This window comes from Sphaerisporangium perillae (genome assembly GCF_023276435.1).
Taxonomy (GTDB): domain Bacteria; phylum Actinomycetota; class Actinomycetes; order Streptosporangiales; family Streptosporangiaceae; genus Sphaerisporangium; species Sphaerisporangium perillae.
In genome coordinates this window covers 1-17656 of record NZ_JALLPO010000082.1, presented here as the reverse complement: position 1 = coordinate 17656, position 17656 = coordinate 1, and the positions used below count along the sequence as shown (strand labels likewise).

The 17656-nt window shown below is 69.4% G+C and carries 19 protein-coding genes and 1 pseudogene; 15 read left to right on the top strand and 5 right to left on the bottom strand.

All coding sequences use genetic code 11. From position 1 onward, the window contains the following. Nucleotides 1–341 precede the first annotated feature (341 nt). The gene (locus MYF83_RS41535) at nucleotides 342–644 is read left to right on the top strand and encodes an NAD(P)/FAD-dependent oxidoreductase (RefSeq protein ID WP_248966320.1); all 303 of its coding nucleotides are present in this window, start codon (nucleotides 342–344) and stop codon (nucleotides 642–644) included. Between the two features lie 58 nt (nucleotides 645–702). On the opposite strand, the gene MYF83_RS41530 is transcribed toward MYF83_RS41535, so the two are convergent. After that, the gene (locus MYF83_RS41530) at nucleotides 703–1614 is read right to left on the bottom strand and encodes a HAMP domain-containing sensor histidine kinase (RefSeq protein ID WP_248966319.1); all 912 of its coding nucleotides are present in this window, start codon (nucleotides 1612–1614) and stop codon (nucleotides 703–705) included. 263 nt (nucleotides 1615–1877) lie between these two features. On the opposite strand from MYF83_RS41530, the gene MYF83_RS41525 reads away from it, so the two are divergent. Then, a complete protein-coding gene (locus MYF83_RS41525; RefSeq protein WP_248966318.1) occupies nucleotides 1878–2228 on the top strand; it encodes a hypothetical protein in 351 nt (116 codons plus the stop codon). A 56-nt stretch (nucleotides 2229–2284) separates the two neighbouring features. On the opposite strand, the gene MYF83_RS41520 is transcribed toward MYF83_RS41525, so the two are convergent. Together MYF83_RS41520 and MYF83_RS41515 are read right to left on the bottom strand one after the other, a co-directional pair. Further along, nucleotides 2285–2713 carry a DUF2267 domain-containing protein gene (locus MYF83_RS41520; protein WP_248966317.1) on the bottom strand — a complete coding sequence of 143 codons (429 nt, stop codon included), beginning with the start codon at nucleotides 2711–2713 and terminating at the stop codon, nucleotides 2285–2287. Between the two features lie 100 nt (nucleotides 2714–2813). Beyond that, entirely contained in the window at nucleotides 2814–4823 is a 2010-nt protein-coding gene (locus MYF83_RS41515; RefSeq protein ID WP_248966316.1) for an erythromycin esterase family protein, read from the bottom strand. 231 nt (nucleotides 4824–5054) lie between these two features. On the opposite strand from MYF83_RS41515, the gene MYF83_RS41510 reads away from it, so the two are divergent. After that, nucleotides 5055–5582 carry a phosphate-starvation-inducible PsiE family protein gene (locus tag MYF83_RS41510; protein WP_248966315.1) on the top strand — a complete coding sequence of 176 codons (528 nt, stop codon included), beginning with the start codon at nucleotides 5055–5057 and terminating at the stop codon, nucleotides 5580–5582. A gap of 289 nt (nucleotides 5583–5871) precedes the next feature. Next, complete coding sequence (locus MYF83_RS41505; protein ID WP_248966314.1) at nucleotides 5872–6009, top strand: hypothetical protein; 138 nt, start codon at nucleotides 5872–5874, stop codon at nucleotides 6007–6009. A gap of 249 nt (nucleotides 6010–6258) precedes the next feature. Here the strand turns inward: MYF83_RS41505 and MYF83_RS41500 are convergent, their stop codons facing one another. Together MYF83_RS41500 and MYF83_RS41495 are read right to left on the bottom strand one after the other, a co-directional pair. Continuing rightward, the gene (locus MYF83_RS41500; RefSeq protein ID WP_248966313.1) at nucleotides 6259–7197 is read right to left on the bottom strand and encodes a glycosyltransferase; all 939 of its coding nucleotides are present in this window, start codon (nucleotides 7195–7197) and stop codon (nucleotides 6259–6261) included. Continuing rightward, nucleotides 7194–7718, bottom strand: a complete 525-nt coding sequence (locus MYF83_RS41495; protein ID WP_248966312.1) for a D-glycero-alpha-D-manno-heptose-1,7-bisphosphate 7-phosphatase — start codon at nucleotides 7716–7718, stop codon at nucleotides 7194–7196. Before MYF83_RS41495 ends, MYF83_RS41500 begins: the two co-directional genes overlap by 4 nt. A 205-nt stretch (nucleotides 7719–7923) precedes the next feature. On the opposite strand from MYF83_RS41495, the gene MYF83_RS41490 reads away from it, so the two are divergent. The 11 genes and pseudogenes from MYF83_RS41490 to MYF83_RS41440 form a co-directional block, all read left to right on the top strand. Next, nucleotides 7924–9564, top strand: a complete 1641-nt coding sequence (locus MYF83_RS41490; RefSeq protein WP_248966311.1) for a carbamoyltransferase family protein — start codon at nucleotides 7924–7926, stop codon at nucleotides 9562–9564. Continuing rightward, nucleotides 9561–10496, top strand: a complete 936-nt coding sequence (locus MYF83_RS41485; RefSeq protein WP_248966310.1) for a glycosyltransferase family 2 protein — start codon at nucleotides 9561–9563, stop codon at nucleotides 10494–10496. The genes MYF83_RS41490 and MYF83_RS41485 overlap by 4 nt, the downstream gene beginning before the upstream one ends. Next, complete coding sequence (locus tag MYF83_RS41480; protein ID WP_248966309.1) at nucleotides 10493–11023, top strand: glycosyltransferase family 9 protein; 531 nt, start codon at nucleotides 10493–10495, stop codon at nucleotides 11021–11023. The genes MYF83_RS41485 and MYF83_RS41480 overlap by 4 nt, the downstream gene beginning before the upstream one ends. Then, the gene (locus MYF83_RS41475) at nucleotides 11020–12213 is read left to right on the top strand and encodes a glycosyltransferase (RefSeq protein ID WP_248966308.1); all 1194 of its coding nucleotides are present in this window, start codon (nucleotides 11020–11022) and stop codon (nucleotides 12211–12213) included. Before MYF83_RS41480 ends, MYF83_RS41475 begins: the two co-directional genes overlap by 4 nt. A gap of 4 nt (nucleotides 12214–12217) precedes the next feature. Then, nucleotides 12218–12769 carry a D-sedoheptulose-7-phosphate isomerase gene (locus MYF83_RS41470; RefSeq protein WP_248966307.1) on the top strand — a complete coding sequence of 184 codons (552 nt, stop codon included), beginning with the start codon at nucleotides 12218–12220 and terminating at the stop codon, nucleotides 12767–12769. 63 nt (nucleotides 12770–12832) lie between these two features. Beyond that, complete coding sequence (rfaE2, locus tag MYF83_RS41465) at nucleotides 12833–14311, top strand: D-glycero-beta-D-manno-heptose 1-phosphate adenylyltransferase (RefSeq protein WP_248966306.1); 1479 nt, start codon at nucleotides 12833–12835, stop codon at nucleotides 14309–14311. A gap of 28 nt (nucleotides 14312–14339) precedes the next feature. Continuing rightward, a complete protein-coding gene (locus MYF83_RS41460) occupies nucleotides 14340–14891 on the top strand; it encodes an SDR family NAD(P)-dependent oxidoreductase (protein ID WP_248966305.1) in 552 nt (183 codons plus the stop codon). After that, nucleotides 14891–15142 (top strand): hypothetical protein, encoded by a 252-nt coding sequence (locus MYF83_RS43505; RefSeq protein WP_279340776.1) that lies wholly within the window; start codon nucleotides 14891–14893, stop codon nucleotides 15140–15142. The genes MYF83_RS41460 and MYF83_RS43505 overlap by 1 nt, the downstream gene beginning before the upstream one ends. 7 nt (nucleotides 15143–15149) lie before the next feature. Continuing rightward, a complete protein-coding gene (locus MYF83_RS41450) occupies nucleotides 15150–16121 on the top strand; it encodes a UDP-glucuronic acid decarboxylase family protein (protein WP_248966304.1) in 972 nt (323 codons plus the stop codon). Continuing rightward, a complete protein-coding gene (locus MYF83_RS41445; RefSeq protein WP_248966303.1) occupies nucleotides 16118–16966 on the top strand; it encodes a glycosyltransferase family 2 protein in 849 nt (282 codons plus the stop codon). Before MYF83_RS41450 ends, MYF83_RS41445 begins: the two co-directional genes overlap by 4 nt. Before the next feature lie 153 nt (nucleotides 16967–17119). Next, nucleotides 17120–17515 (top strand): annotated as a pseudogene (locus MYF83_RS41440) (catalase); the annotation flags it as partial. Between the last annotated feature and the right edge of the window lie 141 nt (nucleotides 17516–17656).

The window sequence follows — 17656 nt, the reverse complement described above, 5'->3', positions numbered from 1 at the left end:
GCGCGTGGCGCGCGCCCTGATCGCCGGGGACGTCCGTGACGGGGCCGTCATCCGGGTCGACGAGTCCGGCGGCGAGATCACCGTCTCCTACCAGAACCCGGCAGACGAGGAAGCCGAGCAGGCGGCCGCCGGCCGGAGCGCCGCGTACTGATCCGGCGCGTCCACGCGCACAGGAACGGGGCTGGCATAGGGGAGCTCGCCGACCGGGCCGTCGTCCAGGCGGAGAAGTTCGGCGCGCACATCTCGGTGCCGGCCGAGGCCCTCTCGCTCGGCCGGCGTGAGGGGTACTACGTGGTCGGCCTGGATGAGGGCAAGGAGTCACCCGCAACCCCGGCGTCCAGGTGCTGTTCAACACCGAGGTGCGGGAGCTGGTCGGCGAGCGGGTGCTGGAGGGGGTCATCGCCGAGAACAACCGCACAGGGGAGCGGCGCGAGATCGAGGCCAAGGCGCTCTTCGTCTTCATCGGCGCCGTGCCGCACACTCAGTGGCTGGCCGGCGACGTGGTGCTGGACGAGAAGGGATTCGTCCTCACCGGGCACGACGCCGTACGCGCCGGGCTCGACGGCGAGCGGTGGGCCAAGGAGGGAAGGCAGGACATACTGTCGACCCTTGCCAGCCGAGGAGCCCCACATCCTCCAACCTGACAGTCGTTGACCTCGCGGCGCCCTTCGCCCGGGGTGAGATGGCCGAGAGCCTTCCGCATCAGGAAACACCGCCGAGGGGTAGCCGCACTTCAAAGGTCGCACCGCCAGTGGGAGATTCCTGCACGCGTATGGTCCCTCCGTGGGCGCGCACCACAACGGCGGCGATCGCCAGGCCCAGGCCGCTGCCGCCACGGTCGCGGCTTCGGGCGGCGTCCACCCGGATGAAACGCTCGAAGATCTTGTCGCGGTCGGGCTCGGCGATCCCCGAGCCGTCATCGAAGACCACCAGCAAGGCGGTGTCCCCCTCAGCTCGCACCTCCACTCCCACCGTTTGATCGGCGTGTCGTTGGGCGTTGTCCAGCAGGTTGCCCAGCGCCCGGCCGAGCTGATCAGGTACGGCGTCCACGGTGACTCCCTCCTGCAGGAAGAGCTGAGTCGGAAGAGGATCGCGGCGGTGCTTCAGCCCCCTGCGCACGAACTCGGCCAGGTCCACCTGTTCCTGGCCGACGGCGCCGGTGGCCTCGACGCCTGCCAGATAGAGCACGTCCGTCACGATCTGCTGCAGCCGGTCGACGTCGCCCAGCAGGCGGTCCAGCAGCTCCAGCAGTTCGGTCTCGCCGGGATGCAGCCGGGCCTCCTCCAGTTGGAGGCGTAACCCGGCCAGGGGAGTATGCAGCTCGTGCGTGGCGTCGGCGACGGTCTGCCGTCGTACATTCACGGCTTCCTCCAGCCGGCCGAGGGTCTGGTTGGCGGTGCGGGCGAGCCTGGCCACCTCGTCATCGCCGGACGGCTGGGGGATGCGATCGCTGAGGTCGTTGAAGGTGATCTCGGCGAGCTGTGCCCGGATGGCGTCGACCGGCTCCAGTGCCTGGCCGACGAGCATCCAGGTGGCCGCGCCCGTGAGCGTGATCAGCGTGACTGTCTCGGCGCCGATGGCGGTATCGACCCATCCGGTTCGGTGGATGGTCATGCTTGTGATCACTGCCATGGGCACCAGGACCAGCGTGGTGATCACAACGGTCAGCAGGGTGATCCGTCCGCGGATCGACCGTGGGTGCAGTCTCAACGACCATGAACCCATACCCCCAAGCTACGTGATCTGCTGAAACGGCTCGACGTCGGCCTCCGGGGCGCAGGCCGGTGCGGGCTCCTCCGCGGGCGGGACCGCGGCGATCCGTTGGGTACATCCCCCAGTGAAGAGGCGGATGCTCAGCACTGCGGACAGGGAGAGCCATGGCGGTGAAGCTGAACCAGCGGGGGTTCGACAACGCTAAGAGCCTGGTCAAGGAGAAGCGGGTCGTGCTCGATGTGATGGACGACTGGAGTGAGCATCAGCCGTCGGCCGCGCAGGAGAACGAGTTCATCGAGAAGCACGGGCTTGATGAGTACGGGAAGTGGCATCTCGGCGTGGACGACGAGATGGGTGAGGACACCAAGGGGAGGTACAAATTCCCTTACGGTGACTTCGAGAACGTGCACCGGTGCGGCGTCATCGCGGCGGAGGTCCGGGCCGCGCAGCGGAAGTACACCGACGTCGAGGTGGCCGCCGCCCACCTGCACGGCATGCTGGACGAGCTGATGTGACGGGTGCCGGCGGCGCAGAGCCGCCGGCACCCGATGACGCGAAAGCCTTGCGTCCGCTACGGAAGGACCTCGGCCAGCTCTCTGGGCATGCTCGATTTGATGTCGTCCCACTCGCCCTCGGTGACATAGATCCTAAGAGCGTTGAGGACCGTCTCGATCAGGTGTTCGGCACCGCCCTTGACCGCGTACGGAAACTCTTTCCGTACACGGGCCAGGAACTCTTCCCTGTCCATCTTGACGGGGACATCGGTGGGGTCCCAGCCTTCGTAATAGATGCCGCGGACCAGCATCGGCAGCTGGGCTCCCAGCTGGGCGGCCTCTTCGACGGTCAGGCGGTCACGCAACGCATGTAGAACCGCCCTCAAAGCGGCATATGACTGATTTCGCCGCTCCTTGGGCCATCCGTACGCCTGCTCGATCTGCTTCAGCAGGTGGTTGGTCTTGTCGACGGTGGTGTTGAAAGACGAGTATCCCGTTTCCGCCATCAGCTCTGCCTCCTTGCTGATGTACGCCGGCTGCGGCCGGGTGACGCGGGCTCTGGCAGGCGAGAGCCTGCTGATCCGGCGCCGCGTATCCCCCGATGCCTCAAACGGCGAATGGGTAGGTTTCTGGTACTTCTCCCTTTTCCCACTGGGCGGTGCGTTCGAGAGGCTCGACGGCCCGCGTCTCGTCGATGTGGATCACCGCGTCGAACTGCTCGGACACCCGAGCCCGGAAATAGTGGCTCTGCCGCTCGGTCTGCGGCCGGTAGATGACGCCGATCGCCCGTTCCAGGCGTGCCTTGCGCAACGCCTCGGCCGTCCTCGGGGCCACGCCGAACGAGAGCAGGAACTCCTTCTGCCCGGCCTCGTGGTGCAACTCCTCGATCGACTCGGCGAGCGCCGGCCTCACCCGCTTGCGCTCGGCCGCACCGCCCCAGTCATCGGCGGCGGTCACCGTCCCTGTGTAGGTGGTGAATCCGATCAGGCGGCAGTCGTTGGGGTGCCGCTCGCGCACGAGTTGACCGATGGTGAACTCGCCACGGGTCGCCGCCTCGGTCGTCCGGGCGTCACCGACGTGGGAGTTGTGCGCCCACACGACGATCTTCGCCGGTCGGCCCCGCTGGCGGCTCAGGTGGTCGGCCAGCGCCTCCAGGGTCTCCGTCATGTGACGATCACGCAGGTTCCAGGAGGAGACCCGCCCGCCGAACATCGTGCGGTAGTACTCCTCCGCCGCCCTGACCACCCGGGCGTTCTGCTCGGCGTAGAACAGTTCGTCCTCGGCGAGCAGCCCATCACGCCGCGCGTAGTCCATCGCGTGGCGCTGCAGGTCGACCAGTTGCTCGACCACCTCCCGCTCACACGACTCGCCCGCCCCGAAGGCCGCGGCGAAGCCGTACTCCTGGCCGTCGTCACCCGAGTGGTGATCGAAGCAGGCGTAACGCTCGCGCGCCCGGGCCGCGGCCGCCGGGTCGACCCGCTCGAGGTAGGAGACGACCTCGTGGATGGACCGGTGGAGGCTGTAGACGTCCAGGCCGTAGAACCCCGCCTTCGCCCGCTCCTCCCCGACGTCGTCGTTGTGATCGCGCAGCCACCCGACGAAGTCGAGCACCACCGCGTTGCGCCACATCCACGTCGGGAAGCGCTCGAAGCCGCGCAGCGACTCCTCGGCGGTCGCCTCGCCGCTGCGGCCGCGGACGTACCGGTTCACTCGGTAGGCGTCCGGCCAGTCCGCCTCCGCTGCCACGGCGCAGAACCCTTTCTCCTGGATGAGCCGGCGGGTCATCCGCGCGCGGGCCGCGTAGAACTCGTGGGTACCGTGGGACGCCTCACCGATCAGGACGAAGCGAGCGTCGCCGACCAGATCGAACAGCGTACGATCATCCGGCGTGCCGTCCTCGGTGGGAAGCGCCTCGGATCGGATGACGGCCACGTCGCTGACCGCTCGGGTGTCCGCCCTCGCCGGGCGCGACCTGGACGCGGCGCGCAGCAGATCGCGCACTTCCTCGTCGGTGGTCTGGTCGAAGTCCCAGTACGATCGCCCGACCGCCAGGAAGGGCGACGGCGTGGTGGCGCAGATGATCTCGTCCACGATGGCGGCGAAGTCTTGGCAGGTCGATTCGGGAGCGGCCGGTACCGCGACGACGATCGCGGCGGGCCGCTGGCGGCGCAGGGCGTGGATGGCGGCACGCATGCTCGCCCCCGTCGCGAGGCCGTCGTCCACCACGATGACCGTCTTGCCCGCGACATCCACCGGCGGGCGTCCCTCCCGGTAGACCCGTTCACGACGCAGCAGTTCCTGGCCCTCGCGCTGGGCCACCTGCTGGATCGTTTCCGGCGGGACGTCCAGGCCCCTGATGACGTCGTCGTTGAGAACGACCACCCCCCCGCTCGCGATCGCTCCCATCGCGAGTTCTTCCCTTCCGGGAACGCCCAGCTTGCGTACCAGGAAGACGTCGAGTGGGGTGTCCAGGGCCATGGCGATCTCGTATGCCACCGGCACGCCGCCCCGCGGCAGCCCCAGAACGACGATCTCAGACCGGCCTCGGTACTTTTCAAGGAGCCCGGCGAGGACCCGGCCCGCGTCTCGCCGGTTCTGGAACAAGCGGTTCGTCATGGCTACCGCCTCCTTGAGAGGACGCGCATGCCCTACCCCCGCTAAAACCCGACAAACCGGTGCATATCCAATGAAACCGGTTATATGCCTATTGTTTGAGCATGCGGACCGGGCCGCCTAGTGGGGCTGCGACGCCCCCCGGACACCCGTCGGAGGGGAGACCGAGATCCGGAAGCGGCGGACTAAGGTTGTTGTGTGCGCTCCCCCTGAATTCTGGTCAAGGGGGCCGTCATGCCGGACGAACCGCAGGCGCGGGACGCGCCACCGCTAGCAGCACCACCACCGCCGAACACCATGAGCACACCTAGCAGGCGGGCTCTGCAACTTCTCGCGAACGCCGAGCGCGCGATTCTCTACGCGGTCTGCGTCTTCCTGCTGATCCTGGCGTCGGGCGTCCTGGTGCAGCTCGGCTTCAGCATCGTGCAAAGCCACTCCTCCTGGCCGGAGGCCATCATCATCACCATCGAGGAGCTCCTCCTGGTGCTGATAGTGCTCGAGATCTTCGTCACGGTGCTCACCCACCTCCAAGGCGGGCACCTCCTGCTGGAGCCCTTCATCATCGTGGGCATAATCGCGCTGGTCCGGCATATCTTGTCGGTGGTCGTCAGGCATACCGTCACCCAGACGCCGCAGCTCGGCCGCGAACAGCTCATCGAGCTCACCACCTATGCCGGGGCGGCCTTCCTGCTCGTGGCCGGGCTCGCTCTCGCCCGGTGGTCACGGCGCTGGCCCGGCGAAACGGCCTCACCCAGGTCGTGAGACGCGCCATCACCTCCACCTCACCGCCGCGTCACCTCGGTCACCGATTCGCGCGGCAACGGCCCTCGGAGTGTGGAGAAACGGACTAGGAAGAAAAACTTCGGCAAAGCCCAGGGGTCATTACGGCTCCGGGCGGGTCCGGTCCGAGGTCCGCTTCGGATGCGCACCTCGGCTAAGCCGCGCGTCACCGGCAAGGCCCGTGCGTCGGCGAGAGAGGGGAGGGGCGTGGGATTCGCGCGCGTGCTCCGCCGGCAAGGTCGAGTGCCGGGCGATGGCGGTAGGGGTGAAGGTGGCTGAGGCGATGGCGCCGACCCACCCGCATCCGGGGGTTGAGCCGGCGACCAAGAACCTGCTGATCGGTACGCCGGTGGCGATGATGGACCGGGCCCGCGATGTCATCCGCCAGGCGATGGGCAAGAACGGCTGACTTGCCCGGCATGCGGCCCGCATCCCGGCGAACGCGGGTCACGGGAGGGGGCGTGGCCGACGGCGAAAAAGGGGCGGCGTCCGTAGAACACCTTGCCGTGTATCCCTCGGTTGGCGGCCTGCCCGGACGATGCTTTTTCGGCCGGCTCACGCCTATCTCATATGAGCCGCCAGCCCGTACGCCGATGAAGATCGGGTAAACCATGAGCGGCGATCCTGTCCGGTCCACGCCCGAACGCTAGAGCACGTCTCAAGCGTGGACCTCGTGAAGCAAGAGATTCCAGTTGGTCAGGAAGCGGCCGAGATCGTAACGGGTGAGGGCGGTGGTGCGGGCGGTTTTGCCGGCCTGTACCGCTCGAGCGGGATCAGCGAGGAAGGTCTCCAGGGCGGTGGCCAGGGTGGCGACGCGGGTGGAGATGACTCCCGCGCCAGCAGGCACGGCTTCGACGGCTTCGGTGCTGGCCAGAGCTACGACGGGCATGCCGAGGAGCATGGCCTCGATGAGGGACAGACCGAGTGAGGTCCACCGGTAAGGGTGCAGGTAGACGCGGCGCCGGGCCAGTTCGGCGTGCATCACCCGCTGGGGCAGGTCCTCGAAGGTCTGGTAGGGCAGGCCGGTGACCTTCATGCCGAAGACGTCGAGTGGCGCGGATTTCGCGAGGGTGGTCAGCAGGTCGGTTCCGGCGACCCGGTGGCGCCGGAGGGGTTCGTTGACGACGACGCCCGCGTGAGGAATGTCGCCGGTGTAGCGGTAGCCGGGGTCGGGGACGCCGTGCTCGATCACGCGGGTGGGTGCGCGGCCCGAATCCCAGAACAGGTCGTTGAAGTGGGTCACGTGGACCAGCGGGATGTCGGTGCGGTCGGCGAGATGGTGGCGGGTATGCGGGACGGCTCCCGTGGGGGTGTTGTGCTCGACGTAGACAGCGGGAAGGTCGCGACCGGGGCGGCGGCCGAGCCAGCGCTCGACGAGATCGGCCTCGTGCGGCCGCTGGAGGACGACCACGTCGACCTCCTCTTCGCGCAACCGGTCCCAGAAGATTTCGCGCACGTTCGGCGGCCACGGGTAGGTGAGCGCCCGGCCGCGTCCGTCGGGGCCCCGGTCAGGGACGACGGGCATCAGGTAGTCGTGGCCCCCCTGGACGAACGCGGTGGCCCACGAGCCGTGCACATGCCACAGCAGGATTCTCACCGGATCACCCTTTCCACCGCGGCGGCGAGATCGTCGGCGGTCTCGGATGCCGCCGCCACCTCTCGGGGGAGGGTCTGCGGGGTCGGCACGAGGATGCCTCTCGCCCCGGCTGCCCGGGCGGCCTCCATGTCCCGGCCGATGTCTCCGATCACCACGCAGTCGCGGGTGCTCACGCCGAGGATCGCCGCAGCCCTCAGGATGAGCCCGGGTGCGGGCTTGCGGCATGCGCACCCGTCGTCTTCGCCGTGCGAGCACACCGCCCAGACGTCGAACGGACCCAGGAGCGACTCCACCCTGGAATTCACCTCGTACAGCTCCTCGACGCTGATGAGTCCCCTGGCCAGGCCCGATTGGTTGGTGACCACACCGGTCAGCACGTCCGCGCGGCGGAGCCGGTTCAGGGCGCTCAGCGCGCCGGGCATGGGGTGCACCCGGTGGGGATCGCGGTTGTAGGGGATATCCACGATGAGGGTGCCGTCACGGTCGAAAAGGACGGCGGCCGGTCGTTTTCGGCGGGACATCAAACATCTCCTGTCCTGAATTTTCGCGCCTATTCTCCGTGGGCGTCGTCGCTACCCGACCTGATAGGCACATAAACTTCGAAATAACTACTTATAGTGACAAAGGTGGGCCTTATTAATCCCTTAAGTAGGCCTATGTCCGATTTTTCCGTTTGAGAAGCGCTGCTCTCGGTAGTCATTAGGTATCTGACGAGAGGCCAGCTTCATGAGATTTCTCGGCATAAATGCGATCTTTCATGATCCGGCCGCAGCCCTTGTGGTCGATGGGGAAGTCGTCGCCGCGGCGGAGGAGGAGCGTTTCAGCCGGCGTAAGCATGGCAAGCGCCCCGTTCCCTTCTCCGCGTGGGAACTGCCTGAGCGCGCCGCGGCCTGGTGCCTGGAGCAGGCGGGATTGCGGCCCGAGGACCTGGACGCCGTCGCCTACTCCTACGATCCGGGCCTGGTGCGACCGGGCGGGCCAGGCCTCGACGAAGGCTGGGAGGACCTGCGCACCACCTATGCCCGCCGGGCGCCGGCCTTCCTGGCGGGCGTCCTGCCGGGCCTGGACTCCACGCAGGTCCGCTACGTGCCCCACCACGTCGCGCACGCGGCCTCGGCGGGGCTGGCCGCGCCGTACCGGGACTCGGCGGTGCTGGTCTGCGACGGGCGGGGTGAGGCGGTCTCGCACCTGGCTGGGTACTACCGCGACGGAGAGCTGACCATCCTGGCCGCACAGGAACTCCCGCACTCGCTGGGGCTGATGTACGAGGAGGTGACCCAGCACCTGGGATTCCTGCGCTCCAGCGACGAGTACAAGGTCATGGCCCTGGCCTCCTACGGCGAGCCGCGCCACCTGGACGAGCTGCGCGAGCTGATCCACCCGGACGGAGAGGGCGGTTTCCGCATCGAGCCCGTCGACTGGGGCGGTTACGCCAAGGCGCTGGCCGGCGGCGAGCCCTGGACCATGGAGCACGCCGACCTCGCGGCGAGCGTCCAGAAGCGCCTGGAGGAGGTGCTGCTCGATCTCGCCCGCTGGCTGCACGGGCGAACCGGCGACCGGTGCCTGACCATGGCCGGAGGCGTGGCGCTCAACTGCGTCGCCAACACGCGGCTGCTGGCGGAAGGCCCCTTCGAGGAGGTGTGGGTGCAGCCGGCGGCGGGCGACGCGGGGACTGCGCTCGGCGGGGCACTGCATTTGGCCCAGGCGTTCGGCGAGCCGGCCGCGCCCATGCCGGGGGCCGACCTCGGCCGGAGCTGGAGCGATGAGGAACTGGCCGCGTGGCTGGACGTGGCGCGGATACCGTACGAGCGGCCCGCGGACCTGGCCTGCGCGGTCGCCGCGGAACTCGCCGCCGACAGGATCGTGGCCTGGTTCCAGGGGCGCAGCGAGTACGGCCCGCGGGCGCTCGGCCGCCGCTCGCTTCTCGCCCACCCGGGGCGAGCCGCCAACACCGAGCGGCTGAACGACGTCAAGGGCCGCGAGCAGTTTCGCCCGATCGCCCCGATGGTGCTGGCCGAACGGGCTCGTGAGATCTTCGACGGAGGCCCCGTCCCCAGCCCCTACATGCTCTTCGTGCACCGTGTGCGGCCCGAGTGGCGCGAGCGGATTCCGGCCGTCGTGCACGTCGACGGCACCGCCAGGATCCAGACCGTGGACCGGGCGGACGACCCGCTGCTCGCCCGGATGCTGGAGGAGTTCGAGATACGCACCGGACTGCCGGTGGTGGTCAACACCAGTCTCAACACGGCGGGGAGGCCAATGGTCGACGACCCTCGCGACGTCCTGGAGTGCTTCGGCTCCACCCCGGTAGACCTGCTGGTGCTGGGCCCGTACCTGATCCGCAGGGGAGAGGCGTTCACTTCATGATCACAGTGGTGATTCCCACGATCGGCCGTTCCAGCCTCGCCGCCACGCTCACGGCTCTGGGCCCGGGGCTGCCGGTGATCGTGGTCGACGACCGGCCCGCGGGCACCGCCGCCGAGCCGCTGCGAGTGGCGGGCCACATCCGGGTGCTGCGCTCGGGAGGGCGGGGGCCGGCCGCCGCCCGCAACACCGGCTGGCGCGCGACCAAGACGCCGTGGGTCGCCTTCCTGGACGACGACGTGGTGCCCCGGCCCGGTTGGGAGAAGGCGTTGCGTGCCGATCTCGCCGACCTGTCCGGCGAGGTGGGCGGCAGCCAGGGGCGCATCGAGGTTCCGCTCCAGCCCGACCGGCGGCCCACCGACGCCGAGCGGAACACCGCCGCCCTGGCCGATGCCGGGTGGATCACCGCGGACATGGCCTACCGGCGCGTCACGCTGGAGCGGACGGGCGGTTTCGACGAGCGCTTCCCCCGGGCCTACCGCGAGGACGCCGACCTCGCACTGCGCATGATGCAAGCCGGATACCGGCTGGTCAGAGGCGAGCGCGTCACCCGGCATCCGATCAGGGACGACGGCCCGTGGGCCAGTGTCCGCCTCCAGCGCGGCAACGCCGACGACGCGCTGATGCGCCGCCTGCACGGGCCCACCTGGCGAGCCGCCATCGGCGGCGCCCCGGGACGGTTGCGCGGGCACGCGCTGACCACCGGGCTTGGCGCGCTCGCGCTCGCGCTCGTGACGGCGGCGACGCGGCCCAGATGGGTGGCCGCCCTGGCCGGGACGGTGTGGGCGCTGCTCACCGCCGAGTTCGCCTGGGCCCGCATCGCTCCGGGGCCGCGTACGAAGGAGGAGATCCGGCGGATGGCGATCGCGACGGTGCTCATCCCGCCCGTGGCGTGTGCGTATCGCCTCCGAGGCGAACTGCGGGTGCGGCGATGAGTGGCGCGGCGAGGGCCGGCACCGTTCTGGTCGCCCGGCCGGACAACGCGGGCGACGTGCTGCTGGCCGGACCCGCGATGCGGGCGGTCGCCGAGGGCGCGCGGAGGTGGTGCTTGCTGATGGGGCCGCTCGGCCGGGCGGCGGGTGAGTTGCTGCCCGGTGTGTCCAGGGTGGTGGAGTGGCGCACGCCGTGGATCGATCCCGAGCCGGCGCCGATGACCGGTTCGCACGCGCTGCGGCTGTTGCGGGTCGTCCGGGAGATCGCTCCGGAGCAGGCGTTGATCTGGCACCTGGCCGCGGCTGTCGGTACTCCGGTGGTCAGCCTGTTCGCCCCGATCGTCCCGGCCGGACGCTGGGCACCGTACGGCGTGCCCACCGTGGTTCTCGGTGATCAGCAGGCCCCCTGCCGGGGCACCCGAGCCAAGGTCTGTCCGATTCAAGGTCATCCGTGCCTTTCGTCGGTGAACAGCGAGCAGGTCGTCGAGGCTGTCAATCGCCTGGCGTTCGTCAAGGAGGTCGTCCGATGAGGATCGCTCTGGTATCGGAACATGCGAGCCCTCTCGCGGCCGTGGGAGGCGTCGACGCCGGTGGGCAGAACGTCCACGTCGCGGGCCTGGCCGTCGCGCTGGCGGGAAGAGGGCACGAGGTCGTCGTCCATACCCGGCGTAGCGGGCGAGACCAGCCGGACATGGTGATCATGGCGCCCGGCGTGACCGTCGAACACGTTCCCGCGGGTCCTCCGGAGCCACTTCCCAAGGACGAATTACTGCCTCATATGCCCGCCTTCGCGGCGTATCTCGCACGCAGGTGGGCGACCAACATCCCGGACGTGGCCCATGCCCACTTCTGGATGAGCGGCCTGGCCGCACTCACAGCCGCGCGGGACCTTGGCGTGCCGGTCGTGCAGACCTTCCACGCCCTGGGCACCGTCAAGCAGCGCTGGCAGGGCGCGGCCGACACCAGCCCGCCGGAGCGGATCGCCATCGAGGCCGACATCGGACGGCGAGCTCACGCGGTCGTCGCCACCTGCGCCGACGAGGTGCGGGAGCTGCAGGCGATGGGCGTATTCGGCACGAAGATCGCGATCGTTCCCTGCGGGGTCGATCTGGATCATTTCCGCCCCGACGGCCCGGCGGTGCTCCGGGACGGGCGGCCACGCATTCTCAGCATCGGCCGCATGGTCGCCCGCAAGGGCGTCGACACGGTCATCCGGGCATTGCGCCACGTGCCGGATGCCGAACTGGTGATCGCCGGCGGCGCGCCAGGCGACGACGAGGCCGGGCGGCTGCGCGAACTGGTCGCCGGATACGGCCTGACCGACCGGGTACGTCTGATCGGCAGCGTCGGCCGCGCGGAGGTTCCGGCCCTGATGCGCTCGGCCGACGTTCTGGTGAGCGTTCCCTGGTACGAGCCGTTCGGCATGGTCCCGGTGGAGGCCATGGCCTGCGGAGTGCCCGTGATCGTCTCCGCCGTCGGCGGCCACCTGGACACGGTCGCCGGCTGTGGCGTGCTGGTGCCTCCCCGCCGTCCGCGAGCCCTCACCCGCGAGCTGAACGACCTGCTGACCCGCCGAGACCTGCGGGAGAGGCTCGGAGTGGCCGGAGCGCGACGGTCCCGTATCCGATACGGCTGGCCCCACGTGGCCCTGCAGACCGAATCCGTGTACCGGACCTTGATCAGCGGCCGGCTGGACCGGTTCGCCGCGGCGGAAGGCTGAGCCCATGCACCCTCATCTGCTCCGGTTGAGCACAGCGCTGTCGGCTGTGGACTGCGAGATTCCCAAGATCCACGCATGGGGAAGCAAGCTGGCCGCGGTGCTGAGCGGCGGGGGCCGGCTGCTCGTCTGCGGCAACGGCGGCTCCGCCGCCGAGGCCCAGCACCTGACCGCCGAGCTCGTCGGCCGCTACCGCGACGACCGGCGTCCGTATGCGGCGATCCCACTACACGCCGACACCTCCTCTGTCAGCGCGATTGCCAACGACTACGGCGCCGAGCAGATGTACGCCCGCCAGGTGCGGGCACACGGAAGATTCGGTGACGTGCTGATGTGCCTGTCCACCAGCGGCGCGAGCCGCAACGTGGTGGCGGCGGCCGAGACCGCACGTGGATGCGGCCTCACGACCTGGGGGCTGACCGGCCCCGCGCCCAATCCGCTGGCCGAGCTCTGCGATGAGGCCTTCGCGGTGCCGGTCGAGGACACCGCCACCGTGCAGGAGGTGCACCTCGCAGTGATCCACATGCTCTGCGAGGTGATCGAGAAGGAATGCTCATGACCGTCGGAGCCAAGACTTCGACGGGCACGGCGCCTCAGCGGTCCGACCGCCGCGGGAGAGCTCATGATTAGACCGATCGTGGTCCTCGGGGACTCGCTGCTCGACGTGGACATCGAGGGTGACGCCGAACGGCTCTGCCCGGACGCCCCGGCTCCCGTCGTCGACGGGCGCTCAGAGCATCGACGCCCGGGCGGCGCCGGCCTGGCGGCCCTGCTCGCCGCGCGCGACGGCGCCGAGGTCGTCCTGGTCACGGCGATCGGGAACGACGTCTCCGGCCGGTGCCTGGAAGGTCTGCTCGCCGATCACATGGAGGTGGTACGGCTGTCGCTGCGGGGCGCCACAGTGTGCAAGACCCGGGTCCGGGCACGAGGGCAAACGTTGATTCGAATCGACACCGGCGACGGCTGGGCGCGGGGCGCCGAGGGAGACAGCCACGGCCCGCGTCACCTGGGCCACGGCAGGCTCCGGTACGACCTCGTGGACGAGCCGCTCAGTCAGGGCCTCGCCGACGAGCGCGTCGCCACCGCGCTGCGGAACGCGCGGGCGATCCTGGTCTCCGACTACGGGCGTGGCATCGCCGAGCTCTGCCGTGACCTCCTGCGAGATCTCACCGTGCCGGTGATCTGGGACCCGCACCCACGCGGTGCCTTGCCCGCGCTCGGCTGCACGCTCGTCACACCGAGTGAGACCGAAGCCCGAATGTTGTGTGCCGAGCCGTGCAACACACCGGACAGGATCGCCTACGACCTGGTTCGCGACCTCGGCGCGGAGGCGGTGGCCGTCACTCTGGCCGAGAGGGGGACCGTGCTCGCCTGCCGGGGCGGCAGGCCCATTCGGATTCCGCCGCCCGCGCTCGTCACAGGGCGGGACTCCTGCGGAGCGGGCGACAGATTCGCCACCGCGGCGACGCTGGCCCTGGCAGAAGGCGCCTCCACCGAGGACGCGGTCGCGACGGCGGTTGGGGAGGCCACCCGGTTCGTCGAACAGGGGGGAGCGGCGGCGGTCCGGCTGCCCAGGTCCGCTCGGCGGCGCGGGCCGGTCGGCCCGCGGGAAGAGGCCCATCCGGCCTCCGGCCCGGAAAGTCTCGCGGGTGCGATCCCGCGGACGGCGGCCCTGGTCCGGGCCGCCGGGGGCAGGCTGATCGCGACGGGGGGCTGCTTCGACCTGCTGCACGCCGGCCATGTCAGCCTGCTGTGCCGGGCCAGGGCGCTGGGCGATGCGCTGATCGTCTGCGTCAACTCCGACGAGTCCGTCCGGCGTCTGAAGGGACCGGGCCGCCCCGTGGTGAGCGAGCGGGACCGGGTGGAGGTGTTGCGGGCGCTGGAGTGCGTGGACGCCGTGGCCGTCTTCGACGACGACACCCCCTGCGCGCTGATCGACCGCCTCCGCCCGGACGTGTGGGTGAAGGGCGGCGACTACACCGATCGCGAGCTGCCCGAGACCGAGGCGGTGTGGCGGGCCGGCGGAGAAGTCGTGATCTTGCCCAGCGTCCCCGGCCATTCCACGACCGGTCTCATCGCCGCGGCGCGAGCGGCTTCATGATCTGAAACTTTGCGACAGGAACTTCACCATGGTGGGAAACATTCTGATCACCGGTGGCGCGTCCGGTCTGGGGCGGGCGGTCGCGGTCGCGGTCGCCAAGGCGGGTGGCCGGCCCCTCGTCGTCGACGTCACCGCACCGGAAGCGGGCATCGACTACGTGTCGGCCGATGTCTCCGATCGTGAGCAGGTCGAGCGGGCCATGCGCGAGCTCGCCGAGCGGGCCGGCGGGCTCGATGGCGTCGTCACCGCGGCGGGCATCGACGCCTGCGGGGCCCTGTCCGACGTTCCCGCCCCGAATTGGGAGCGGGTGGTCCAGGTCAACCTACTCGGCACCGCTTCGATCGTCCGGGCAGCCCTGCCGTACCTGCGGCGCTCCGGAGGCCGGGTGGTGACCTGCGCGTCCACCCTGGGCCTGCGCGCGGTGAGCGACGCGACCGCCTACTGCGCGGCCAAGTTCGGCGTCGTCGGGTTCACCCGAGCCGCCCTAGCCCCAGGAAGCCTCAGCCTCGGGAAGGAAGCCGCCGTGAACGGAGGACGCACGAAGAGCGTCCTGAGGTCAGGCGTGCCGGAGCGGTTGTGATGGCGCCTGCCCTGATTGTGCTCCGTGGGCTCGGCCTCGGCGATCTGCTCACCGCGGTGCCCGCCCTGCGGGCACTACGGCGCGCCCACCCCGAGCACCGGATCGTGCTGGCCATGCCGGCGTCCCTTGCGGGCCTGGTGCCGCTGATCGACGCCGTCGATGAGTTCTCCACGGGCACCGGCCCGATCCGGGCCTGCTGGAAATCGGCGTCCGGGAAGTCCTCGACGCCGCGGGCAAGCTGTTGGAGGTGAGTGTGAGATGAGCACGCAACGGGTGGTGGTGACCGGCGGTGCCGGATTCCTCGGGTCCTATCTCTGCGAACGCCTACTGTCTGAGGGGGCGGAGGTGATCTGCATGGACAACTTCCTGACCGGTTCACCCCGCAACCTTGAGCATCTGCTTGGACGGTCCTCCCTCCGGTTGATCGAATGCGATCTCACAGGCTTCGTGCACGTACCCGGAGAAGTGGACCTGGTACTCCACTTCGCCTCCGCGGCCTCGCCCGCGGACTACCTCCGGCACCCGATCGAGACGCTCAAGGTGGGCAGTCTCGGCACGCTGCACGCCCTCGGCCTGGCCAAGGAGAAGGACGCCCGGTTCCTCCTGGCCTCCACCAGTGAGGTGTACGGTGATCCGCTGGAGCATCCGCAGCGGGAGACCTACTGGGGCAACGTCAACCCGGTGGGGCCGCGCAGCGTGTACGACGAGGCCAAGCGCTTCGCCGAATCGCTGACCACGGCCTACCGCAACTCTCACCGGGTCGACACCGCGATCGTGCGGATCTTCAACACCTACGGGCCGAGGATGCGGCCCCATGACGGCCGGGCCATCCCCACCTTCATCCGCCAATCCCTGCACGGCGAGCCGATCACCGTGACCGGCGACGGCAGCCAGACCCGCTCCATCTGCTACGTCGACGACACCGTCGAGGGAATTCTCGCCATGGCCCGCAGCGGACTCCAGGGTCCCATCAACATCGGCAACCCCACAGAACTCACCATGCTCGGCCTCGCCGAAAAGATCCGCGACCTGGCAGGCTCCAGCTCGCCCATCCGCTTCATCGACCGGCCGGTGGACGATCCCGCCGTCCGCCGTCCCGACACCTCTCAGGCCGCCGAACGGCTCGGCTGGCAGCCTCGAGTGGATGCGCTCAGCGGGCTCCGCCGTACCATCGACTGGTTCGCCAGAGAACTCCAGGGTCATCGTGAAAGTGCGGACGTGAGCCTTTGAACCCGTTCTCGCGCGTAACGGTGGTGGTGGCCACCCAGAACCGCCGCCACGACCTGGAACACTCGCTGCCGCACCACGAGTGCCCGGTCATCCTGCTCGACAACGGTTCCACCGACGGTACCCTAGCCCTCGTTCGGCAACGGTTCCCGCATTTTCAGGTCGTCGAGCTGGGGTGCAACCGCGGCGCGCCGGCCCGCAACCTCGGCGTGTGGCTCGCACAGACGCCCTATGTCGCCTTCGCCGACGACGACTCCTGGTGGGAGACCGGCGCGCTCGGACGCGCCGCCGACGTGCTCGACGCGCACCCTCGCCTGGCGGTGCTGGCAGCGCGCATGCTGGTAGGTTCCGAGGAGCGCCTGGATCCAATATGCGCAGACATGGCCGAATCACCCCTCGCTGCCGAACCGGATCTCCCGGGCCCGGCAATCCTGGGGTTCCTGGCATGCGGAGTCGTGGTGCGCCGGGAGGCATATCTGGCCGTCGGCGGTTTCGACGACATCATCTTCTTCCTCGGAGAGGAAGAGCGCCTCGCGTTGGACCTGGCCGCGGCCGGCTGGGGGCTGGCCTATGTCGAGGACGTCATCGCCCATCACCATCCCTCGACGTCTCACGAACCGCGAGGGCGGCAGGACCTCGCCATCCGTAACGCGGTGCTCAACGCCGTCCTGCGCCGGCCGTGGCCGGTGGTGGCGCACGAGGTGTTCGCCGCCGCGCGCGACGGTCCGGCCGGATGGCAGGGACTGGGGGGCGTCCTGCGAAGACTGCCCCGGGCGCTGGTGTGCCGCCGCACCCTCTCACCGCCCGTAGAAGCGGCGCGAAGATCGCTGGATACCTCCAGACCGTGAAGAGACTCGTGAAATCGCCCTGCCGGCCTGTGCCGAGGACCAAGGGCGCCCGACTCAGTGATCGGCGCCGTCTCCTCTCTGCCGGAAAGGGCCCTCACCTGCCGATTCAGGTACCGAATCAGGGGTATGGCGTAGCGCTACTGCCGGCCGCCGATGGCGCGGGCGCAGGGAGGTCCGTACCTGGCGACGGCTCAGGGCCTGCGGCTGGTGGACACCGATCACTCGCTCAAGGCCGGCCCCGGGGGCCGGTGCTGCCGCAGGATCATCACCTGCGCGAGAAGATCATGTATTTCGACCATGAGCGCATACCCGAGCGCGTAGTGCACGTCCGGGGAGCCGCCGCGCACGGCGTCTTTCGCGCGTACGGCACGGCCGCGGCCCTGACCAGGGCGGGGTTCCTCGCCAAGGACGCCAGTGCCGGGGTCGCGGGGGTCGGCCGACACGGTGCGCGACACGCGTGGCTTCGCGATGAAGTTCTACACCAGCGAGGGCGTCTTCGACCTCGTGGGTAATAACATCCCGGTGTTCTTCATCCAGGACGCTATTAGGGCGTGTCCCGTGGATCATCTGTCCTGTGCTGACATAATTTGTCCGGTGCGTTTGTGGACGGTCCAGCATCGAATGGTTCTCAAGTCGCTGGAGGATAGCGGTGAATTGGTTGGGGACTGGGCCAGGGTGCTGAGCCACTCA